Source organism: Bacillota bacterium (genome assembly GCA_012518215.1).
Taxonomy (GTDB): domain Bacteria; phylum Bacillota; class Dethiobacteria; order DTU022; family PWGO01; genus JAAYSV01.
Genome location: JAAYSV010000041.1, coordinates 1 through 20,495 on the forward strand (window position 1 = coordinate 1; position 20,495 = coordinate 20,495).

At 51.8% G+C, this 20,495-nt stretch carries 19 protein-coding genes; 12 read left to right on the forward strand and 7 right to left on the reverse strand.

Features of this window, described 5'->3' with window-relative positions:
* Nucleotides 1-261 precede the first annotated feature (261 nt).
* On the reverse strand, nt 262-792 hold the full coding sequence (locus GX364_06010) for an ECF transporter S component (GenBank protein ID NLI70397.1): 531 nt from the start codon (nt 790-792) through the stop codon (nt 262-264).
* A 171-nt stretch (nt 793-963) separates the two neighbouring features.
* Between GX364_06010 and GX364_06015 the strand changes: the two genes are divergently transcribed.
* Genes GX364_06015 through GX364_06025 form a run of 3 tightly spaced genes read left to right on the forward strand, consistent with a single transcriptional unit; the run spans nt 964 to nt 5,107 of the window.
* Entirely contained in the window at nt 964-1,473 is a 510-nt protein-coding gene (locus GX364_06015) for an NAD(P)H-dependent oxidoreductase subunit E (protein ID NLI70398.1), read from the forward strand.
* 5 nt (nt 1,474-1,478) lie between these two features.
* Nucleotides 1,479-3,317 (forward strand): NADH-quinone oxidoreductase subunit NuoF, encoded by a 1,839-nt coding sequence (locus tag GX364_06020; protein NLI70399.1) that lies wholly within the window; start codon nt 1,479-1,481, stop codon nt 3,315-3,317.
* Nucleotides 3,314-5,107 carry a 2Fe-2S iron-sulfur cluster binding domain-containing protein gene (locus GX364_06025; protein ID NLI70400.1) on the forward strand — a complete coding sequence of 598 codons (1,794 nt, stop codon included), beginning with the start codon at nt 3,314-3,316 and terminating at the stop codon, nt 5,105-5,107. Before GX364_06020 ends, GX364_06025 begins: the two co-directional genes overlap by 4 nt.
* A gap of 9 nt (nt 5,108-5,116) precedes the next feature.
* Here GX364_06025 and GX364_06030 read toward each other — a convergent pair whose 3' ends face one another.
* From GX364_06030 to GX364_06050, 5 genes are all read right to left on the reverse strand, one after another.
* Nucleotides 5,117-6,877 carry a B12-binding domain-containing radical SAM protein gene (locus tag GX364_06030; GenBank protein ID NLI70401.1) on the reverse strand — a complete coding sequence of 587 codons (1,761 nt, stop codon included), beginning with the start codon at nt 6,875-6,877 and terminating at the stop codon, nt 5,117-5,119.
* A gap of 173 nt (nt 6,878-7,050) precedes the next feature.
* Complete coding sequence (locus tag GX364_06035; GenBank protein NLI70402.1) at nt 7,051-7,512, reverse strand: hypothetical protein; 462 nt, start codon at nt 7,510-7,512, stop codon at nt 7,051-7,053.
* Nucleotides 7,513-7,676: 164 nt separating this feature from the next.
* Entirely contained in the window at nt 7,677-8,258 is a 582-nt protein-coding gene (locus GX364_06040; protein NLI70403.1) for a lytic transglycosylase domain-containing protein, read from the reverse strand.
* A 219-nt stretch (nt 8,259-8,477) separates the two neighbouring features.
* A complete protein-coding gene (locus GX364_06045) occupies nt 8,478-8,675 on the reverse strand; it encodes a cold shock domain-containing protein (GenBank protein NLI70404.1) in 198 nt (65 codons plus the stop codon).
* A gap of 167 nt (nt 8,676-8,842) precedes the next feature.
* Nucleotides 8,843-9,316, reverse strand: a complete 474-nt coding sequence (locus tag GX364_06050; protein ID NLI70405.1) for a methylated-DNA--[protein]-cysteine S-methyltransferase — start codon at nt 9,314-9,316, stop codon at nt 8,843-8,845.
* A 179-nt stretch (nt 9,317-9,495) separates the two neighbouring features.
* Between GX364_06050 and GX364_06055 the strand changes: the two genes are divergently transcribed.
* The 3 genes from GX364_06055 (at nt 9,496) to GX364_06065 (ending at nt 10,831) form a co-directional block, all read left to right on the forward strand.
* A complete protein-coding gene (locus GX364_06055) occupies nt 9,496-10,128 on the forward strand; it encodes a class I SAM-dependent methyltransferase (GenBank protein NLI70406.1) in 633 nt (210 codons plus the stop codon).
* 109 nt (nt 10,129-10,237) lie between these two features.
* The gene (locus GX364_06060; GenBank protein ID NLI70407.1) at nt 10,238-10,375 is read left to right on the forward strand and encodes a redoxin domain-containing protein; all 138 of its coding nucleotides are present in this window, start codon (nt 10,238-10,240) and stop codon (nt 10,373-10,375) included.
* An 18-nt stretch (nt 10,376-10,393) separates the two neighbouring features.
* On the forward strand, nt 10,394-10,831 hold the full coding sequence (locus tag GX364_06065) for a redoxin domain-containing protein (GenBank protein ID NLI70408.1): 438 nt from the start codon (nt 10,394-10,396) through the stop codon (nt 10,829-10,831).
* A gap of 163 nt (nt 10,832-10,994) precedes the next feature.
* On the opposite strand, the gene GX364_06070 is transcribed toward GX364_06065, so the two are convergent.
* A complete protein-coding gene (locus GX364_06070; protein NLI70409.1) occupies nt 10,995-11,987 on the reverse strand; it encodes an NAD-dependent epimerase/dehydratase family protein in 993 nt (330 codons plus the stop codon).
* A gap of 572 nt (nt 11,988-12,559) precedes the next feature.
* On the opposite strand from GX364_06070, the gene GX364_06075 reads away from it, so the two are divergent.
* The 6 genes from GX364_06075 to GX364_06100 all read left to right on the forward strand — a co-directional run bounded on the left by GX364_06075 (nt 12,560) and on the right by GX364_06100 (nt 20,457).
* The gene (locus GX364_06075; protein ID NLI70410.1) at nt 12,560-13,141 is read left to right on the forward strand and encodes a zinc ribbon domain-containing protein; all 582 of its coding nucleotides are present in this window, start codon (nt 12,560-12,562) and stop codon (nt 13,139-13,141) included.
* Nucleotides 13,142-13,162: 21 nt separating this feature from the next.
* Nucleotides 13,163-13,705: a hypothetical protein gene (locus GX364_06080; GenBank protein NLI70411.1), complete on the forward strand. Its 543-nt coding sequence runs from the start codon at nt 13,163-13,165 to the stop codon at nt 13,703-13,705.
* Between the two features lie 364 nt (nt 13,706-14,069).
* Nucleotides 14,070-14,753, forward strand: coding sequence for a zinc ribbon domain-containing protein (locus GX364_06085; protein NLI70412.1), 684 nt, complete (start codon nt 14,070-14,072; stop codon nt 14,751-14,753).
* Between the two features lie 176 nt (nt 14,754-14,929).
* Nucleotides 14,930-15,844: a zinc ribbon domain-containing protein gene (locus GX364_06090; protein ID NLI70413.1), complete on the forward strand. Its 915-nt coding sequence runs from the start codon at nt 14,930-14,932 to the stop codon at nt 15,842-15,844.
* Nucleotides 15,841-19,860, forward strand: coding sequence for a hypothetical protein (locus GX364_06095; protein ID NLI70414.1), 4,020 nt, complete (start codon nt 15,841-15,843; stop codon nt 19,858-19,860). Before GX364_06090 ends, GX364_06095 begins: the two co-directional genes overlap by 4 nt.
* Before the next feature lie 30 nt (nt 19,861-19,890).
* Nucleotides 19,891-20,457, forward strand: coding sequence for an RHS repeat protein (locus GX364_06100; protein ID NLI70415.1), 567 nt, complete (start codon nt 19,891-19,893; stop codon nt 20,455-20,457).
* Nucleotides 20,458-20,495 lie beyond the last annotated feature (38 nt).

A 20,495-nucleotide genomic window follows, 5' to 3' on the forward strand; every position in this document is an offset into this window, starting at 1 on the left:
GATTGTCTTGGCCCATCCTAATGTCACCTCCGTTGCTCTGTTTTATTTAGCAACTTCAGTGTAACTGATGTTGGCTGTGGATGGGCTATTATTTTAACCCCCCGGGCAATTCATTTTACAATTTCCCCAATTGCCATTTATCGCGAATTGCAAGTTTGATTTCCCCGTTCCGCGACCCGAAGCCTTCAAAAATCGGGGACAGATAAATTTTGCTTCTCCGCAAAATATTCTGGCTGCAAATCAGATCGGGAAAAAAGACGTTTATTCTGGCCCGCGACTCCCTTTGATTTCAATTTTATTCAGAAGATAAAGGGCGCAAATGACAGCGGGAATGCCGCCTATGATGGCGTTGACAAGTTGGGGAAAGAGGAGCACCTCCGTCACGGGCGACGGAAGAGCCAGAAGATAACGAGCAGCACCGGCAATAATCGAAAACTTGAGCAGGGCGCCGACAACAAGGCCGGCCCACCCGCCCCACCTCATGTACCTGAACCCGATCCCGAAAATCAGACAATAGACGGTGTTACCAAGCATGATGAAAGGAATGGCCGGTGCCAGAGGTGCAGGTATGATCCCTACCAGGAGTGCAATCCAGGGGGTGAAAAGACCGATCAATGCTCCCCCCCAGTTCCCCAACAATGATGTGGAAATGATGAGCATAAAATTGACCAGCGGGCCGGTAAACATCGTCGGCAGCCTGAGCCACTGTACTGCCAGTGTCAGTGCCAACAGAATCGCCGTTCGGGTTATAAATTTTACCCCATTGTTCCGTTCTTCGGATTCCACTGCCATCTCAATTCTTCTCCGCTCAGAAAATGCCAATCCACCCGGTCATCCGTTATTAATCTATGACATCGTCGCTCAAATATACTGCCACCCACGTTGATAATGCATAATTATTTTCGAAATGGTAAACCTTTTTATATCTACGAAAATCACTTTCCGATTGATAAGGCGGTAAAGATGACTGTAAAATCCCCACCCAGGAGAGAGCTCTATGGCCAACTGGCCGAAGCCCTCCAGAAATACAAAGGCAAGAAAGGCCAACTCATCCCCGCCCTCCGCGAGGCACAGCAGATATTCGGATATCTGCCCCGCAAAGTCATGATCCTGGTAGCACATGAAATGGATATTCCCCTGGCTGAAGTGTACAGCGTCGTCAGCTTCTATTCTCTTTTTTCCACCAGGCCGGTGGGACAGAAGAAAATCGAAATCTGTATGGGAACGGCCTGTTACGTCAAGGGCGCGGCCGAATTGCTGGAAATGATCGCCGACAATCTGGGAATCAAACCCGGGGAAATGACCCCGGATGGACGTTTCAGCCTGACCACATCCCGCTGCGTGGGCGCATGCAGCTCTGCCCCGGTCGTCAAGGTCGGGGAAGACCTTCATGGAAATGTTACCCCGGAAAAGGCCGCCGCACTTATTTCCGCCTTGAAAGAAGAGGCGGAAAGGGGAGAAGAAGGAGGGTAGCCACCATGGTTTCTTTGCTGGAAGAACTGGTAGAGGAAAGGGTATATGAATCTACGGTACACCGTTTGTTGCTCTGCGGGGGGGCACCCTGTGTCTCGACCGGTTGCCGTGAAGTTAAAGCAGCTGTAATCGAGGAACTTTCATCTCTTGCACCGGACAGCCCCATCAAGATCACGGAGGTCGGGTGCATCGGTAATTGCAGTCTGGGCCCTTCCATCATTGTTCTACCGGAGGGGATAGTATACCACAAGCTGACGCCGGAAGATGCCCGCAGGGTGGTGCGGGAACACCTCATAAAGGGAGAGGTCGCGGAAGATCTGCTCTACCGCGACCCGGATTCGGACAAAATCAGACGGCGGCGGGAAGATATGCCATTTTATCGCGGACAGACCCCCCTGGTCTTGCGTAACTGTGGCATCATCAAACCGGATATTGTCGCCTATATGAAATACAGGGGCTATGCGGCGCTGGCCAGGGCATTGACGGAGATGACCCCGGAAGAAGTAATCGATACCATCAAACGGTCGGGCTTGCGGGGACGGGGCGGCGCCGGTTTCCCCACCGGCCTCAAATGGGAACTTGCCCGGGCAACGCACGGGCAGGAGAAATATATCATCTGCAATGCCGACGAGGGGGATCCGGGTGCCTTCATGGACCGGAGCATCCTGGAAGGAGACCCCCACAGTGTAATCGAAGGAATGATCATTGCCGGTTACGCCATCGGTGCCAGTTCCGGCTATATCTATGTCCGGGCCGAATATCCCCTGGCCATGCAAAGATGTGAGGAGGCCGTGGCCCAGGCCCGGGGAGAACTTTTTCTCGGGGAAAACATACTGGAACATGGTTTTTCATTCGATATAGAGATAAGGGTGGGAGCCGGAGCTTTCGTCTGTGGGGAAGAAACCGCCCTGATTTCCTCGCTCGAAGGAGCACGCGGAGACCCCAACCCCCGCCCCCCGTTTCCGGTCCAGAAGGGTTTGTGGGGCCACTCAACAACCATCAACAATGTTGAAACACTCGCCAACATTCCCTTGATCGTTCTCCATGGAGCAGAACGCTTTCGGGAGATAGGTACGGAAGACAGCCCCGGGACAAAAGTCTTTGCCCTGGCCGGCAAGATTAAAAATCCGGGGTTGATCGAAGTGCCCATGGGAACCACGTTGCGAACAATTATCTATGAAATCGGGGGCGGAATTCCGGACAAAAAGGAATTCAAGGCCGCGCAGATCGGCGGACCTTCGGGTGGCTGCTTGACCCAACGACATCTGGACATGCCCCTGGATTATGACAGCCTCAGGGAAGCCGGTTCGATGATCGGTTCCGGGGGGCTGATCATCATGGATGAGGATACATGCATGGTTGATATCGCACGCTATTATCTTGATTTCATGAAGGATGAATCCTGCGGTAAATGTACCCCTTGCCGTATCGGCACAAGGAGGATGTTGGAAATCTTGCACCGAATCAGCCGGGGCGAAGGTGAAGAAAATGATCTTGACCGCTTGAAACAACTATCCACGCTCATGATAAATACTTCTCTCTGTGGACTGGGCCGTTCGGCACCCAACCCCGTGCTCAGCACCATCAACCTTTTTTATGATGAATATATGGCCCATATCAGGGACCACCGTTGCCCGGCCGGAGTCTGCCCCAACTTGACCCGCCCGGAAATATTGAGCGAAAAATGCAAGGCATGCGGAATCTGTGCCAAAGTCTGCCCGGTAGGAGCAATCACCGGGGAAAGAAAGAAAGGTTACCGCATCGACCCCCGGAAATGTATCAACTGCCTTGAATGCGTTGCAGAATGCCCTTTTGAGGCTATTGTAGAAGGTAAGCGAAAATGAAGATGGTGAAATTGAGGATTGACGGGCAAGAGATAGAGGTGGCAGAAGGTTCTTCCGTGCTGGAGGCTGCCCGGAAAGCCGGTATAGATATCCCCACGCTCTGTTACCTCAAAGATCTCAATGCTCCTGCCGCATGCCGGGTCTGCATCGTCCAGGTCGAAGGAAGGCCAACCATGGATGCTTCCTGTGTACTCCCGGTGGAGGAAGGGATGTCCGTAAGAACCAATACCCCGGAAATCCTTGCTGCCCGGAAACAGATCCTCGAACTTCTACTTTCCGACCATCCCTTCGAATGCCTTACTTGTGAACGCAACTTGAACTGTGAACTGCAGAGGCTTGCCAAACGTTATGGAATCAGGGACCTTCATCTGGAAGGCAGCCGCAACCATTTTCCAATCGATGATCTCTCCCCATCGGTTGTACGCGAACCTGACAAATGCATCCGTTGCCGCCGCTGCATCAGTGTGTGCAAAAATTTTCAGGCCGTCAGCATCTACAGCATGGTGGAAAGGAGCTTCAACGCCATTGTCGGCCCTGCATACAACGGTTCCCTGGCCGAAACACCCTGCATCTACTGCGGCCAGTGTATAACCGTCTGCCCCACGGGTGCGCTGCGGGAACAGGATTCCACGGGCCGGGTCTGGGAGGCGTTGCAAGATCCCGATCTCCATGTGATCGTGCAGACAGCCCCCTCGATCCGTTCCACTATCGGAGAAGAATTCGGCTATCCGGTGGGGACTCCGGTGATGGGGCAGATGGTAGCAGCCCTCAGGCGCCTGGGCTTCGACCGGGTTTTTGACGACTGCTTTGGTGCCGATGTAACGGTCATGGAAGAAGCGACCGAATTGATTGAAAGATTGGCCCGGGGTGGTCCCTTTCCCCAGTTCACCTCCTGCTGCCCCTCCTGGGTCAAATTCTGCGAAAGTTTCTACCCCGAACTCACCGCGAACCTGTCTTCCGTCAAATCTCCACAGCAGGTCTTCGGAGCCCTGGCCAAAACATATTATGCAAGGATGGAGGGAATTGATCCGGCCAGGATATTCGTGGTCTCGGTCATGCCCTGTGTCTCCAAAAAATACGAGCTGTTGCGGCCCGAGATGAACAGCAGCGGCTTTCGTGATGTTGATGCAGAGCTTACCACGAGGGAACTGGTCCAGATGATCTTCGAGGCCGGGCTCGACCTGAAAAAACTGCCGGAAGAAACTTTTGATTCTCCCATGGGCGAGGCCAGCGGGGCCGGAATTATTTTCGGTTCCACCGGCGGGGTCATGGAGGCGGCATTGCGTACCGCCCATGAATGGATCTCCGGCGAAGAATTGGCCACAGTCGAATTCAACGAGGTCCGTTCCGAGGAATACAAGGATGCAGAAATCCAGATGGGGGAACACCGTATCAAGGTAGCGGTAGCCAGGGGCACGGGGGCGGCCAGGCGGCTTATCGAAGCTATCCTCAAAGGGAAAAAAGAATATCATTTCGTGGAGGTGATGGCCTGCCCCGCCGGCTGCGTCGGCGGAGGCGGCCAGCCCATCTATATTGAAACCAACGACTGGAACGAACAGGTCAGCCACCGTGCCATGCGCGCCAAGGGCCTACACGAACTGGATCGCACCCGGGAAATACGCAAATCCCATCTCAACCCATCGATCAAGAAACTTTATGATGAATTTCTCGAATATCCCGGAAGCGATATTGCCAAAAGATTGTTGCATACCGGGTATATCTCGAGAAAGCTTTATGCTCCCGATCCCCTGCCAAAGAAAGAACCCAAACAGAAAGTCCAGCCGCGCTAGCTACCGTTATCAATATTCAATGACTACAAAAGAAGGCATGCTTTTCGTGTATTTTTCGATTATATGGCGCAGCCCATCTCCCACCCTGCAGAAAACTTCCAATTTGCGGACCCTGTTGCCCGCGTTGCCAAGAAAGTGAGTGAACTGTTTCGCGACGTTGCCGGATACAAATTTCAAACCCTCCAGATTAACCACCACCCCGGATATTTCGGCGGGTATGACCTGCTTGAATTCCTGTTTCAATGCCTGCAACGTCGCCCTGTTCGCCAAACCCTTTATACGCATGTAAAGAACATCCTTGCGCATGGACAAATATATCTGCAACTGGCTGCTTTTCAGGGAGGAGGCCGTTCCGGAACGATTGAAAGCCATCAATTTCCGTTTGAACAAGGGCTGCTTGAGCGGAACCGGGTCAAGGAAACGCCCCAGCTCACCGTAATATGGGCGGGATTGTTTTTCAAAATGGCGTGACAGCCACCAGCCGACACCCCTGAATAGAGTTGAATTCAATCCCGTCACGAAAACATTTTTGAACATGTTCCGGAAAGAATAGAATTTTTTATAAGCGGTGACCATCTCTTGCTGCAATACCTCCGGTTCTACCCTGGCGGGACGGTAAACCACGTGTTGCCCGTCATAAAGGTGCCAATTCCTGGTCAGAAGGCGGCCTTCGGCCTCGAGCTGATCGAAAAGGGGTGTACCCGGAAGCGGAGTAAGAACAAGAAATTGTACCGTATCGATATGCATGTCGAGGGCGAAGTCCACCGTTTCACGTATACTCTCCACCGTGTCGCCCTCACCGCCCAGCATGAACATGCCGTGTACACCGATACGATATTCGTGGAGGGCCCGAATAGCCTCCTTGATATCTCCGATGTCCTGCTGCTTGTTGTAACTCGCCAGAGTCTCCGGGCTGATCGATTCCAACCCGATATAAGCCATTCTCCCGTTGGTACGACGCATCAAGTCGAGCAATTCAGGGTCATGTGCCACATCAACCCGTACCTGGGCCCCCCAGTAACGGGGCAAGATATTCATATCAATCATACTTCGCAACAGTTCCTTGGCTCTGCTGCGCTTGGCCGTAAAATTATCATCGACAAAAAATACTTTTTCCTTCCTGTAGCGTTCTAGCTCCTGCAGTACCAGTTCCGTGCTTCGATAGCGAAACTTCCTGCCAAACATGGGCGTAACACTGCAAAAACTGCAGTCAAAGGGACAACCGCGTGAAGTCATCACCGGATATGTGGACAACTTGCCAATCATGGAAAGATCGGGGATAGGATGTGCGTTCACATCTTCCCAGGTATCCCGATCCGGGTTATGAACCATCTCCGCTCCGTCCCAGTAGGAAACACCCCGAATATCGGTGGGGAGCCGCTTCTCCTCGATGGACCTGATCAATGCCGGAAAGGAAGTTTCTGCTTCGCCACGAACAACATAATCGGCATGAGCGAGGGCCTCCTCGGGCAAGAAAGTAGCGTGTATTCCCCCGATGATCGCCGGTATCTTTCTGCTTCGGGCATAACGTGCTATGCGATAAGCTTCCGCACTGGTGGAAGTGGTCGTGGAGACCCCCACCAGATCCGCAACGTCGATGTCACGGGGGAAGATAGAATCCCTTCCACCCAACAGGACCCTTACAGCATACCCCTTTTCCTTCAAGATCGTTCCCAGGAGCGGAAGCCCCAGCCGGGGCATTTTCACCGTTTTGTAAACGTGGTCACCAGGTGCCTCTGGTTCAACAAGAACAATGTTTTTGATACGCATATTCCTTTATCCCCCTCAAGGTGTGTATTTTATTGCTATTATATCTTTCCCCGGAAGATCACAAATTTCACACCTCCGGGCCGTACAGCGGAAACCGGATAGATCTTTCGATAAAAATATCATGCTGTCAGATTGTTCGCGGGATTGGCCGGGATCCCCGGGGAAAACAGGATTCAATAAACCGGATGGTAAGGCTCTTCGCCCAGGAAAAATCCCCGGGTAGAATGGCCTGAGGATAGTTCGTCATCAACAATGGGAGCTTTTTTGAAAGGCCAGTCATAAGTCTCGCTTCCCGCCAATTGACCTTTGTCCCATTCGCCTACATACCTTACGCCATCGGGCCAGGACATCTCCCCCCGACCATCAAAAAGGTCATGGCTGAAACTGCCCTTGTATTGCTTGCCATCGGGAAAACAATAGGTGCCTTCCCCACTTTTTTGATCATTTTTGTAGGTTCCAACATAAACCGAGCCGTCCGCTTCGACCATCTCCCCGTGGCCGGATCTCTTTCCTGATTTGAACTCACCCGTGTATTTGCCGCCATCCTTGTAGAGAAGAACGCCTTCGCCATGGGGTTTGCCGTTTTTTACAAAACCGGTATAACTGCCCTCTGGCATTTCAATGGTCTTTTTCACGTTTTCACCATCGCTGTGATTTCTGGAAGTCCCTTCGGACAGTGGACATCCACAACACAGAAAGATTGCAAGAATCAATATCAAAAAGTGGATATAAACTTTTTTTTGGAAAAAAAATGCACCTTTCATCAACAGATCACACCCGATCATCAGGGGTCAACATATCATACCATGAAATCCAACCTGTTCATCTCGTTTAAAACCCTGGGCACGTAATTTTGTGTCTCCGTAAAAGGTGGTATCCCGTTATATTTCTGCACATTGCCCGGCCCGGCGTTGTATGCAGCCAGAGCCAGCCTTGTGTCACCAAATTTATCTAGCATCTGGCGCAGATACCTGGCCCCCCCGTCAATATTCTGGGCGGGGTTGAAAGGATCGCTAACCCCGAGGCCTCTTGCCGTTGCCGGCATCAATTGCATCAGCCCCATCGCCCCTGCCCGGGATACGGCATCCGGCCTGAAGTTGGATTCAACCTTGATCACCGCCCGCAGCAAATTGGGATTGATATTGTATTTGCCGGCCGCCTGCAAGATCAATGCATCAAGATTACCCTGGCTGTTTTTCTCCTGCACCTGCACCCCCGTAGAGAAAGAATTGTTGCTGGATGTCATCCCGGAACTGACATTATGCAGGACATCGCGGAAAGAAACTTCGCCGGATCTGGCAGAGGGTGGCAGTCGGTCATTTCCTGCCCATAACCTGGAAATAAGATCGTAGAACAGTATGTTAAGCAAAGACTTGAACATGGATCGATCCTCCTCGTGGGCATCGACTGGAACACTACCAGCATTATAACAAATTTTGTTACCTGGAGCAAAGAATATATTCAAGTTGACAGAGAAGCCAAATACCGTGAAATGATTCTTCCGGATATCACCTTCATAGCAGCTGAAATATAAAAAAGCCGGTGTAACACCGGCTTTTGGTTTCAAACGCAGAAATAATGACTCTCGGGTTTCCGGAATCTATAATTTTACCACGTTTGCTGCTTGGGGCCCGCGAGTTCCTTCAACGATCTCGAATTCAACCCTCTGGCCCTCCTCCAAAACCTTGAACCCGTCACCCTGAATCTCCGAATAGTGCACGAAAACATCCTTCCCATCCTCAACCTCGATAAAACCGTAGCCCTTCTGGGCATTGAACCACTTAACACTACCTTCCATCAAACAAGAACCTCCTAATTATACCCCGCAAGGGGCTTTTTCATGGATCATACTAACACATAAAATATTAGAATGCAAATTAAAATATTTAAAGTTTTTTTTATAGTCAAATCCCACATGAATTCATCACGCATTGCAAATGGGAAAAACAACTCGCTGTTTACAGGTCATCGGCGGCTTTTTTCCAATTCCAGAAGGAAAGCTTTTCGGTCCAGTCCCCCACCATAGCCTACCAGTTTCCCGCCGGAACCGATCACCCTGTGACAGGGAATGATGATTGAAATGGGATTTTTGCTGTTGGCCATGCCAACGGCGCGGGCAGCTTTTCCGTTGCCCACCGATTGCGCTACCTGACCATAACTTCTCGTCTGTCCGTAAGGTATTTCCCGCAAGGCCTCCCATACTTTTAACTGAAAAGCGGTCCCCGCAGGCGCTACAGGCAGGTCAAACAACTTGCGTTTCCCCGCAAAATACTCTTCAAGTTGAATTACCGCTTCTTTCAAGAGGACAGTCTCCCTCGAAGGCAAATCGCGGCAACCTGCCCCGTCGGAAAAATAAAGTTTCGTGATAGCTGCGCCATCTTCCGCGATCATGATACTACCCAGTGGTGAATCGTAAAAATAAATATTGTTTGCTTTCATGACCCACCTCGGTCCGTATTTTAAATACACAAATCATTGCAAGTATACCATAATACATGAAGGGCATATCCTGCAAGTCACGCATGATGGCCGTGCACACCGACATGCACACTTGTTGATATGTTATAATATCAACACCGAAAAGAAGCAAAACCGATTATCCCGGAGATGAATGGCAGATGGATAAAAACCCCTACGAGACGAGGGCCGACGAGTATGAATCCTGGTTTCACGAAAATGATCTTCTTTTCCAATCTGAACTGGAAGCTATCAAGCAGCTCATGCCCGATTTCAGGAAAGGCATTGAAATAGGTGCAGGTACGGGTATTTTTGCCCAGGCACTGGGTGTCCGCGAGGGAGTTGAACCGTCAGCGGCAATGCGGAAAAAATCGGAAGCCAGGGGCATCCGGGTCATCGACGCGTCCGCTGAAAAACTGCCAATTGCAGATGCCGTTCATGACCTGGTACTGATGATCACCGTCGATTGTTTTCTGAAGAATGTCCGGCAAGCTTTTGAAGAAATACACCGGATCATGACCAGTGATGGCTACCTGGTCATCGCTTTTCTTGATCGATCATCACCATTGGGCGTGGTCTATGAAACCAGGAAAAAAAACAACCCATTCTACGCCGCGGCCAACCTTCATTCAAGTGCAGAAATAAAAAAGGAACTGGCGGAAGCGGGCTTTGAAATATTGCACACCTGCCAGACCATCTACGAACTTGAAAACAAAAAACAGATTGTCCTGCCCGGGAGTGGAAAAGGTGTCTTCGTCGTTCTTAAGGCCCGGAAAATCACATCGAAAAAATAACCCCTTTTTCGGGATTTCCTGACAGAACCTGGATCATATTTCTTTACAAAATATTGGTTGTAATATATACTCTCAATAAGTTCAACAATACTTGAAAAGGGGTGATTCCATGCTGGTAACAAAAAAGGCTCCTTCCTTCACGGCCAAAGCGTACCACGACGGCAAGATCAAGCAAATTTCGCTGGAGGATTACAAAGGTAAATGGCTCGTTCTTTGTTTTTATCCCGGGGATTTTACCTTTGTCTGACCCACCGAGATTTCGCACATAGCCGTGGGCTATGATGACATTGTTGCCCTGGGAGCAGATGTCCTTTCTATCAGTACCGACAGCGTTTTCTCCCACAAGATCTGGAATGAAACGGAGCTTAGCAAGATGATCGGGAAAGACATCCCTTTCCCCATGGCTTCCGATCAGACGGGTGCCATTGGCAGGCTCTATGGTGTTTATGACGAAGAAGAAGGGGTAAATATCCGCGGCCGCTTTCTGATCGACCCCGAGGGAGTCATACAGGCCGCCGAGGTATTGAGCCCCCCCGTCGGACGGAACCCGGAAGAATTGATCCGCCAGCTCAAAGCTTACAGGCATCATCAAGAAACCGGTGAAGTCATGCCATCGGGGTGGACAGAAGGGGGCAAGACCTTGAAACCTTCACCGGCGCTGGCCGGCAAGGTGTGGGAAGTCTGGCAACCTCCGAAAAAATAGCCGTTGATTGTCCATTTGCAATGAGATGGCCCGGAACCTGGACCTGTCAGGGTTTCCGGCCATCTCTTTTTTTATCTCGCCTCGTGACCGGAAATATCGGTAAGGTAGAACAAACCTGTCCCCGGAGCATCGTTGTCCGGTTGGAGCAGACAGCGATGCCGGGTTATATCCTGCCCTTCTCTTTCAGCCAATCGACCGTATCGGCCAGGGTCTCCCTCATGTCTCTGGTTGTGTAACCCAATTCCTCGCTAGCTTTCCGATGAGAAAACAGTGCATTTGAATTGAGGGTATAGATGGAATATGGAGTGAACAATGGTGGCTGGCGCAGTATCCTGTAATACAGTTCCGCCAGGGGTGCCACAGCATTTATAAACCAGAGAGGCAGGTAACTTTTTATTTTGCTCTTGCCCGTTATTTCATGCAACATGGTGAGTATTTCCCTGACTTTGAAGAATCTGTTGGACAGTATGTAACCCTCGCCGCGCCTGCCTCTATCACAAGTTGCAATGATCCCGTTTGCCACGTCACGCACATCAACAAAATCATACCCACCATCGATACCGGAGGTCAATCTTCGTTTGTAATAATCGATGACCAGGGTGGTGATATGCCCTCTCCCGTGGTCATACGGCCCGGCAATCCCGGACGGGTAAACAACGCAGGCATTCAGCCCCTGTCTGGCAGCATCCAGAACATATGATGTTGCTTCTGCCTTCGTCTTAGCGTAATGCCCCACAACTGCATCCGGTGAAAAATCTGTTATTTCCGTTATCACTGTACCGGCGGGTTTTTCAGGGATGGCATGGACCGTGCTGACATAGACCAACTTTGATACGTCATGATCCCGGCAAAGATCAACAATATTCCTTGTTCCGGTCACGTTCACATCATACACCGCCTGGATAAACCTGGAGGCTATGGACACTATTCCGGCACAGTGAATGACAACCAGATCACGGCCATCCAGGTTCCTGAAACACGGCCTGATACCATCTTTATCAAGTACATCGCCAGAAAATATTTCTGCCTTTTCGGGAATGTCTTTCTCACCGGGCAGCACCAGGGCGCGGACAGCTTTTCCCGCCTCGGTCAGATACCGTGTAACCACACTTCCCAGATGGCCTGCCGAACCGGTGACCAGATACAGCTTATCCATTCAAATAACCTCCATTCGAAACTTGGCGATACCCGGCATGTTTTTCGGGTTGTTCCAATCGACCGACAGGGATCTCCTGATCCTGGCAAAAAGAATATCCCATATCAATATAATGTGTCAATATTTGGCCATGGCCCGGGTCATCCCCGGCCAGGCTGCGAGATCTTCCACGACCCGCCCGTTCAGGCAGTCGCAATTCTCTTTGTACGTATTTCCCGGTATTATTTTGCCCATGCAGCCGGATATGATCAACCGAAAACCATATGGTCACCGCCGCCATGAAATCCATCTTCAGCTTCATAAAATATATATCCGGGAAGGCGGATGCAACAATACCGGGTATCATGGAATCGCTGGGCCTGGTATTGAAAGATCGGGGAGGTGTTCCAGGGCGAAAAACATGATTTTACCAGACAGGCGATCATTTTTGTGAAAATGTCTTGCGATGTTCCTACCATCCAACATTCAATAAAACAGACACGAAAAAGGATTGTGCAATGCGATGGCGAAAACCAATATTGGCCAAAGATAGACATGAAATAAAAATATATTTGAACGGAGAGTGATATCTCATGTATTGTGAAAATTGCGGGGCCAAACTTCCCGCAAACTCCAAGTTCTGTGCCTCCTGTGGCGCAAATGTCGATGGGCAATCAGTAACCCCCTCCACAACTGCGGTGCCCCCTGTCACTCCTGTCCCGCCGCCTCCACCCGCCTATACTGCGGCAGATCGGACAACTTCGCCTCCCCCTCCGCCTCCTGCCGCACCGAACCAGACACCGTCTCCGTCGCCGCTTCGTACTGCCCCGGCTGCGACACCTCCTCCGGCACCAGATTTCGCATCGGCGCCCCAATCACATTCACCCTCGCCGCAACGGTCTTATCCACCCCAACCATCACTGGGGACGAGGGTAGTTTCGGCAGACGGTGCATTGAGCGTGGGCCAGTACATCGTCATGTTTATATTGTTGAGCATCCCTCTTGTGAACATCATCATGTTGTTTGTGTGGGGTTTTGGTTCATCGGTCAATCCGAACAAAAAAAACTTTGCCCGGGCTTCCCTGATCATGGCCGCGATCGGGATCGTACTCGTTGTTATATTTTGGGGTATTATCGGCAGTTTGATGGCAGATCTCATGTATGACTTTTACTAAAGAACCGGGCACAGGTGAAAAATGGAAGAACATTTCAATGATCGTGGAGCGCCGCCACCCGGCGATCCGCCCGGAGCCTTTCCAAAAACGCGGGTACTGCAAGGAAAAGAACCGCTGGGTGTAGGCCAGTACATCGGCATGTTTTTGTTGATGTGTGTCCCTTTCCTGAACATCATCGTCTTGTTTGTATGGGGTTTTGGTTCATCGGTCAATCCGAACAAAAAAAACTTTGCCCGGGCCGCCCTGATCATGGCCGCCGTCATGGTTGTTTTTTTGCCGATACCGGTACTGTTTCTGCTTGATATGCACCTACCCACGCCCACCCATGAGCAGATTTTGCAGGCGGTAAAGGCATCCAACGCAGCCGAGACGGAACCGTTGGACCTCATCTACGAGGAAATGCAAATACCCCACTGCTATCCCGGCCGGGCCCATGCCGTGTTATGGATCCCGGACCACAGTGTCCAGAGAAACTTCACGATCGCATATGACAGGAAAACAAAAACTTTCCACGTCGAAAGCTACATCACCCTGGGCCCCGATGGGAACGAAAGCAATCAGTAAAATATCTTGCCATACCTAGGCCCCTACCCGAAAAGGGTAGGGGCCTTTTGGAAGAAAATTACCCGATTGGGGTGATTTATTTTTGTACAAGCAATGTTATGCTACTGTCGATGGGTTGAAATTTTTTGAAAACCGGGGGCTTTCATTTGAAAACGATCAGGCAGAGGGCTTACATGTTAGTTCTTTTGACCGGGCTGTCCAGGATCGCCGAAAATTTTCATCATGAAACGGGGATTGCACCATCATTTATGCCCCAAATCGAAGCATTGCGGGGAAACAGGCGTTTAACAGAGGTAAAATGACATTGACCGGGTAAAATAGGCCATTATCCGGCATTGATTTATGCAAAATGGGGTGATTATATATGGTTATGCATTGTCCAAATTGCGGAGTTGAAACATCAAAAACAGCCAGTTACTGTGCTGCCTGTGGCAACAAGCTGGGCAACGAGTCCCGGGACACATCCTCCCCCGCCCCGCAACCCGGATTCTCATCCCGGATCAATGACCCTGCCTTTGCCCGATATGTCAAAAATGCCAACCGTTGGTCAGGCATCTTCTCCATTGTCCTGGCTGCGGTAGCCGTGATAGGATTCTATATTGCCGGTGAAGTCGGTACAGAGATGGATAACCCCGAATCCCTGTATATCGGCCTCGGGATCGGGGGAATGTTCCTGGCCATAGCTTTTTTCCAGATCATGGGGCGCAGGAGAAGCAAGACCTGGGACGGAACGGTGAAGGACAAGAAAATCAAGGAAAAAACCAGGCGGGTCCAGTATGGAGATGATATCAGTTACGAAGATTATCTTGAGTATTCGGTGATTGTCGTCAGCGACAGCGGGAAAAAACATGTGATCAGACATGAGAATAGCGATGTATGTTACAACTACTACAAAATTGGTGACCGGGTGAGGCATCACGGTGGTCTCAACTCCTACGAAAAATATGACAAGACCGGTGACCTGATCATTTTTTGCAATGCTTGTGGCACCCTTTGCGATATCAATGATGACTATTGTTCCCGATGCAAATGTCCGCTACTGAAGTAGCAAAGTTGGGGTCAAGAAAGGGGGAAAATTGACCCGGTACCTTCTCACAATGTCATCGCGGACAGACCAGGAATATGGGGGATTCTTCACGACACGGAATACATTCTGTCGAGGAAGATGGCGATGGCTGAAAAATATAACAATCTCGGAATCATATTGCAAGGGAGGTATTGCAAGTGGTTAAATTTTGTGTTAACTGTGGTACACGCATCAACCCCGGTCAAAATATGTGTTCCTCCTGCGGGGCAAAAACACAGCTGAAAACAGAAACGGCACCGGGCACGGGGGGTCAGAACCCCACCCCTGAAACAACCGCTCTGCCGGGGCCTGCCGGGGGAGATATTTTCCGGATCATTTTGGATTTTTTGAAACAGTTTATCAAGGACCCCAAACAGCTGATCCCCATACTGGTGCTCGGCGCTGTCTGGCTTCTGCTCTCCCTGCTGTCCGCGCTGGGGATAAACTCCTGGCCGGTGCGTCTCCTCTCTTTTCTGACCTTCGCACAGGGTGGTATGTACGCCGGGGTGTGGGGTGCGCTGGGCGGCATAATCGGCAAGGCTGTCTTTGCCTATTTTTTCACGGTGTTGATCATGCCCCTCTTCCGGGGTAAAAATCCATTCAAAGAAATGGGAACGAAGGGGGTTTTTGCGGGGCTTACCCTGCAGGGTGCGGCTGCCGTGGCCGATCTCATCCTGGGTACAGGCCTGGCACTGATTCTTTTCAATTTCTTCACCGGCAATGCCAGCTGGATCAACAGCATGGCAGGCATCGTCGGTTTCGTCCTGGCCCTCAAGGCACTCTGGAACAAAGGGGGGGTGCTACGAACACTTGTATTTTTTGCAGCAAACAGGCTTGGCCGCGGCAAGGCCCCGTCGCCGGCAACCTTCAACCGGGTAGCCGCCGGCTATGCTGCAGGAAGTGTTCTGGGTGTTGCCCTCTCCGCTTTTACATCCTCCCGTCTGTTTTATTTATCCTTGCTGCCCCATTCCTGGCAGTCCTATCTGCCCTATATCCTGGGGGCAATCCTTTTTGCCACAGGATTGATCATGAGCATCACCACAAAATCTGGAAAGGCGGTGCCGGTAGCATGAAAAAGAAAACTCTGGTTATGCTGACGGTTTTTCTGGCTTTCCTGTTTCTGTTGCCGGTTTCAGCCGGAGCGGAAGGAAACCCCGTTGCTGCCAACGAAATTGAGGGTTCCTGGAAAAAGAATTCGAGCGTCGAGGCTAACGATAATGTTGAAGATTACGATTATGATTGGGATTGGGACTTCGAGTGCGATTGTGAGGATAAGCCCGTCAAGGGGGAACACGCCGAACCGGTGGCCGCTGTTATCATTTCGATCATTGCCGCTCTTGGTGCCATCCTGGGCGGGGCAAGCGGCTCCGCGGGCGGAATATTTTCAAGTTCTATTGCCGAGGCACCGGGTATCCCGGGCATCGGGACAGGCACGGCCGATTATCCGGATTACGCCACCGGGGCGGAGGAACCCTCACCGGAAGAAAGGGAAATGGAGGACACGGATACTTCCCTGCCTCCGGAAGTTGGCTTCGGCGGCCCTGAAGACAATCCTTTTACCAACTTCCATGGCGGGAGGGGCCCGGGAGATTGTGTCCGCCATGGGTTGCCCCGTTACTTTGTTAATACCGCTACATTGAACCTCGTCGTGCAGGACACGGTTTTTCAAAGCAGTGGCCTCGGACCGGAGATCAACCTGACCCTGACTTACAACAGTGCTTCAACTACCGGCGGCATATTTGGCCACGGCTGGACTTTCTCGTACGAATGGTTGCTGGAACAGGTTGACGAAAAAATAAATGTGCGCAAGGGTTCCGGGCAGAGCATTCCCTTCACCCTGGCAACGAGCGGAAGCACGGACCGGCCCGCCGAAGCATCCCCGCCTGCCGGAATCTTCCACCGGCTGCTTTCCTACGGGGATTACTGGCTTTACATTGAAAAGGACAGTTCCGTCTTTTACCGCTTTGACCGGGTACCCGGCATGAACATCGGAAGGCTCACCGCCATCAGCGACTACCACGGGAACACGGTTAAACTGGACTACGGGCCACGGGGCAACATGGAAACAATCACCGATGCCGCCGGACGCAGCATCGGTTTCACCTTCAACGAACAAAACCGCTGCACCGCCTTTGCCCTGCCCGATGGCAGACAGGCCACTTTCACCTATGATGAACGGGGCTGCCTGATCCGTACCGTGGACCTCATGGGTATAGACGTTGACTATCAATATGATGCCTCCCACTCCCTGACCCGTATGGTGACTGCCAGTAGCGAACGGGCCCTTGCTTTCACCTACCGGGAGGCCAACAAAAGGAAATTGCTGCATTCCTTCACCGACCCCAACGGCAACACCACCAGGTATGAGCTGCTTTCCTCATTCCCTTTCCGGGTGGAAATTACCGGCCCTGACGGACACAAAAATGTCATCCAGAGCAGAGCCGGCTTGACAGAAATGGCGACCGACCCTCTGGGACAGGCCGCGATTCTGGAATATTACAACAGGCTTCCGGTGAAATATCGGGACCGCAATGGCGGGGAGACCCGCTGGAAATATGGCGAAGCCGGCCGCCTGACAGGAGAAATCAATCCCGACGGGCGCGAGGTCTCCTTTGCTTATGATCGACGGGGCAACCTGGTTCGGATCACCGATCCTTTGGGCGGAAGCTGGGTTTATCTCTATGATGATAAAAACAGCCTGGTTCGGATCACCAGTCCTGCCGGACGCAACCTGTCAATGGATTACGATGACCGCGGCCAGCTGATCGGCCTGATCGGTTTTGATGGGGAAAAAACCGTGCTTGACTACGATAACTACGGTAATATCGCAACTGTCACCCTGCCGGGTGGCGGCACCGCCACTTCCAGCTACGATGAATACGGTTACACACTTGCCTCCGTGACCAATGAACTCGGCCATACCGCCTCCTTTGAATATGACGGCAATGGGCGTCTGATAAACTACCGCCATCCTGATGGTGCGGAGAAACGCATGGTCTTCGATTGCTGCTACAACCTTCTGTCCACCGATGAGCGGGGACACAGTATGGGATACGAACGTGATCCCAATGGCAATGTAATCAAGGAAATCGATGCTGCAGCAGCGGCATCCGAACTTGCCTACGACAGCAACAACAACCTTCTTTCCCATCGGGATCGGTGTGGCCGGATTACCCTTTTCAACTATGATGCAGCACGCCGCCTGATCGGGACGATCAATGCCCTGGGACAGAGCCAGAACTACGGCTATGACCCGGCCGGGAACCTGATCTCATTTCAAGTGGAAGGTGAACGCCGGACCACCTTTCAATACGACCCCTGCCATCGCCGTATTTCGGAGACCGATCCCCTTGGAGCCACCGTATCGTTTGAACGGGACGCTCTCGGTCGGGTAGCGGTAAGGAAAAGCGCCCGCGGCAAGGAAGTCAGCTTTGCCTATGACCCCGATGGCCTCCTGGAAAAAGTCTTCCATGACCGGCAGGAGGTGGGAAGCTACCGCTACGGCACCGGTGGGATGCTGATCGAAACAGAAGATGAGAGCGGGAAGATGGCCTTTGAACATGACGAAGCAGGTCGCATCAAGCGGATCGCCTATACGGAAGGAATGGAACTTTCGTGCACCTACAATACCGCCGGGCTGGTTGAGTCGGTCATCTACCCCGGAGAATTGGCAGTGCGCTATACCTATGACAATCGCATGCGCCCGGCAGAAATCAGCTGGCGGAGTAACTGGATCAAATACACCTATGACGCCGCCGGCAACCTGGTCCGGGAAATGCGTTCCAACGGAACCGAAAGCAACTATCAATACGATGAGAATGGGCGCCTGGTAAAGTTGGAACATGGGCGTACCGGGGAGGAAGCTTTCATCAAGCGGCATTACGCCCGCGATGCCGGGGGCACCATCCTGGAAGAAGAAGGATTCCAGCCCCTGCTGCCTCCCGAGGACCATGATTTCAATTTCTCCTGCAATATCGCCGATCAGATCGCCGATGCAACCCCCTCTTCCTTCGGGTACGATGCCGACGGCAACCTGACCTCTGCCCCCGGATGGGCAGCTGATTACGATGCCGGCAATCGGCTGGTGGAACTGACCCGGGGCAATGTCAAACGGCGCTACCTTTACAATAGCCTCGGTCACCGTGTCCGGACCGTAACCGCTGACAGCACGCTGCACCGCTACTACGACCCGGTGGGCAACCTGATGTTCGAGGCCTGTGAGGGCGAAGCCCCGCGTTTTTACCTCTACTGCCATTGCCGCCCGGTAGCGATGGTGGATAAAGAGGGCGCAAATTTCTTCTATCACTATGACCAGGGCGGTAATACCCTTGCTCTGACTGCAGAGGACGGCACCGTTGCCACCTCTTATGCCTACTCGCCTTTCGGTCGATGCATCAAGAGTGGTGAAATAATTGACAATCCCTTCACCTTCTGCGGTGCCTCGGGGGTAATCGACGAGGAAGAAGGCCTTTACTTCATGAAGAAACGCTTCTATTCAGCGCCATGGGGCCGCTTCGTGCAGAAGGACCCGCTGGGCCTGGAAGGCGGAATCAACTCCTACGCCTACGCTGCCAACAATCCCCTGACATATATTGATCCGGATGGGGCCCTGGTGGCAGAAGCCTGGCTGGCCTGGAAGACTGTCGGGGCAATCGTGGGGGTGGTAACACTGACCGCAGCTGCAGCAAAAACTGCCTATAACGCTTACAAATCCGGTTCCTCCCTTTCCAAGGAATCGGATGCCGTCAGCAAGGCAAACAAACTTTACAAAGAATACCAGGATGTCTGCAAGAAACACGGACAATTTGGTGGCTTGAAAGAAAAAGAGATTGCTTACTGGAAATATGAACAGGCCTACAAGGAGGTTGTAAAATATCACAACCGCATGACCGAAGGCGCCAAGGGAACGGTTGAAGGGGTCGTTGATGTCGGAGTCAATCTGGTAACCCCGGATGCTCTGAATCTTCCCATCGTGATCTATGAAGCCACCAGCAAGAAACAGGAGGGGCCCTACCCCGGTGATCCTCGCAATCCCTGCGGAAATCACATCCCCGGTATCGTCCGCAAGGAACCGCGATTGCACTACTGATGTGGTGATATCCTGTTAGATGGGTTCCCCTTGAGGGAAGACAGGGGGAAACAGAGGCTCGGGGGTGAAAATCCCCGGGCCATTACCACCGCCGATGCCTACGGTAGGTTGGTCGAAACCGGCATCGACGGCGAAAATAAAAACCCGCAGGTTTTGAAAAGGAGCATGGGAATGATGAAAAAGGAAATCAAGATTACCTACACGTATGATCCTTTGAACCGGCTCAAGGCCGTCGCCCGCGACGGAGAAACGAGTAAACATTATGGTTATGATCCGGCCGGCAACCTGATCACCATCTCTCCCGAATTGTCAGAAAAGAACAAGGAAACCCTTGCCGGAAAGGAAAATGATAACGGCAAGGAAAAAGAACCGGCATCTGGCACACCGGAGATGCGCTTCGCGGCCATGGAAGAAGAATACGAACGCCTGAACCTCCTGGCCCAGGCCGGTTCAATATCCCTGGAACAGTTCCAGGAGGGAGTAAATCAGTTGCGCTTTCAGGATGTCGGGGAAACGTGGTGGCAGATGAATGCTGATGGCACCTGGCTGAAATGGGATGGCAAGGCATGGGTAAAGGCTGAACCGACCTCTGAATAGTTCCGCGGGCGCCTGACCCCGCTCATGTAAAAACCTTT

Bases quoted from the DNA above. Each gene is read 5' to 3' on its own strand.
- GX364_06050 (NLI70405.1), bottom strand. From the start codon at position 9,316: ATGAAAGCAAACAATATTTATTTTTACGATTCACCACTGGGTAGTATC.
- GX364_06030 (NLI70401.1), bottom strand. From the start codon at position 6,877: ATGCGTATCAAAAACATTGTTCTTGTTGAACCAGAGGCACCTGGTGAC.
- GX364_06040 (NLI70403.1), bottom strand. From the start codon at position 8,258: ATGTTCAAGTCTTTGCTTAACATACTGTTCTACGATCTTATTTCCAGG.
- GX364_06075 (NLI70410.1), top strand. From the start codon at position 12,560: ATGTATTGTGAAAATTGCGGGGCCAAACTTCCCGCAAACTCCAAGTTC.
- GX364_06060 (NLI70407.1), top strand. From the start codon at position 10,238: ATGCTGGTAACAAAAAAGGCTCCTTCCTTCACGGCCAAAGCGTACCAC.
- GX364_06010 (NLI70397.1), bottom strand. From the start codon at position 792: ATGGCAGTGGAATCCGAAGAACGGAACAATGGGGTAAAATTTATAACC.
- GX364_06080 (NLI70411.1), top strand. From the start codon at position 13,163: ATGGAAGAACATTTCAATGATCGTGGAGCGCCGCCACCCGGCGATCCG.
- GX364_06045 (NLI70404.1), bottom strand. From the start codon at position 8,675: ATGGAAGGTAGTGTTAAGTGGTTCAATGCCCAGAAGGGCTACGGTTTT.
- GX364_06025 (NLI70400.1), top strand. From the start codon at position 3,314: ATGAAGATGGTGAAATTGAGGATTGACGGGCAAGAGATAGAGGTGGCA.
- GX364_06095 (NLI70414.1), top strand. From the start codon at position 15,841: ATGAAAAAGAAAACTCTGGTTATGCTGACGGTTTTTCTGGCTTTCCTG.
- GX364_06070 (NLI70409.1), bottom strand. From the start codon at position 11,987: ATGGATAAGCTGTATCTGGTCACCGGTTCGGCAGGCCATCTGGGAAGT.
- GX364_06055 (NLI70406.1), top strand. From the start codon at position 9,496: ATGGATAAAAACCCCTACGAGACGAGGGCCGACGAGTATGAATCCTGG.
- GX364_06015 (NLI70398.1), top strand. From the start codon at position 964: ATGACTGTAAAATCCCCACCCAGGAGAGAGCTCTATGGCCAACTGGCC.
- GX364_06020 (NLI70399.1), top strand. From the start codon at position 1,479: ATGGTTTCTTTGCTGGAAGAACTGGTAGAGGAAAGGGTATATGAATCT.
- GX364_06085 (NLI70412.1), top strand. From the start codon at position 14,070: ATGGTTATGCATTGTCCAAATTGCGGAGTTGAAACATCAAAAACAGCC.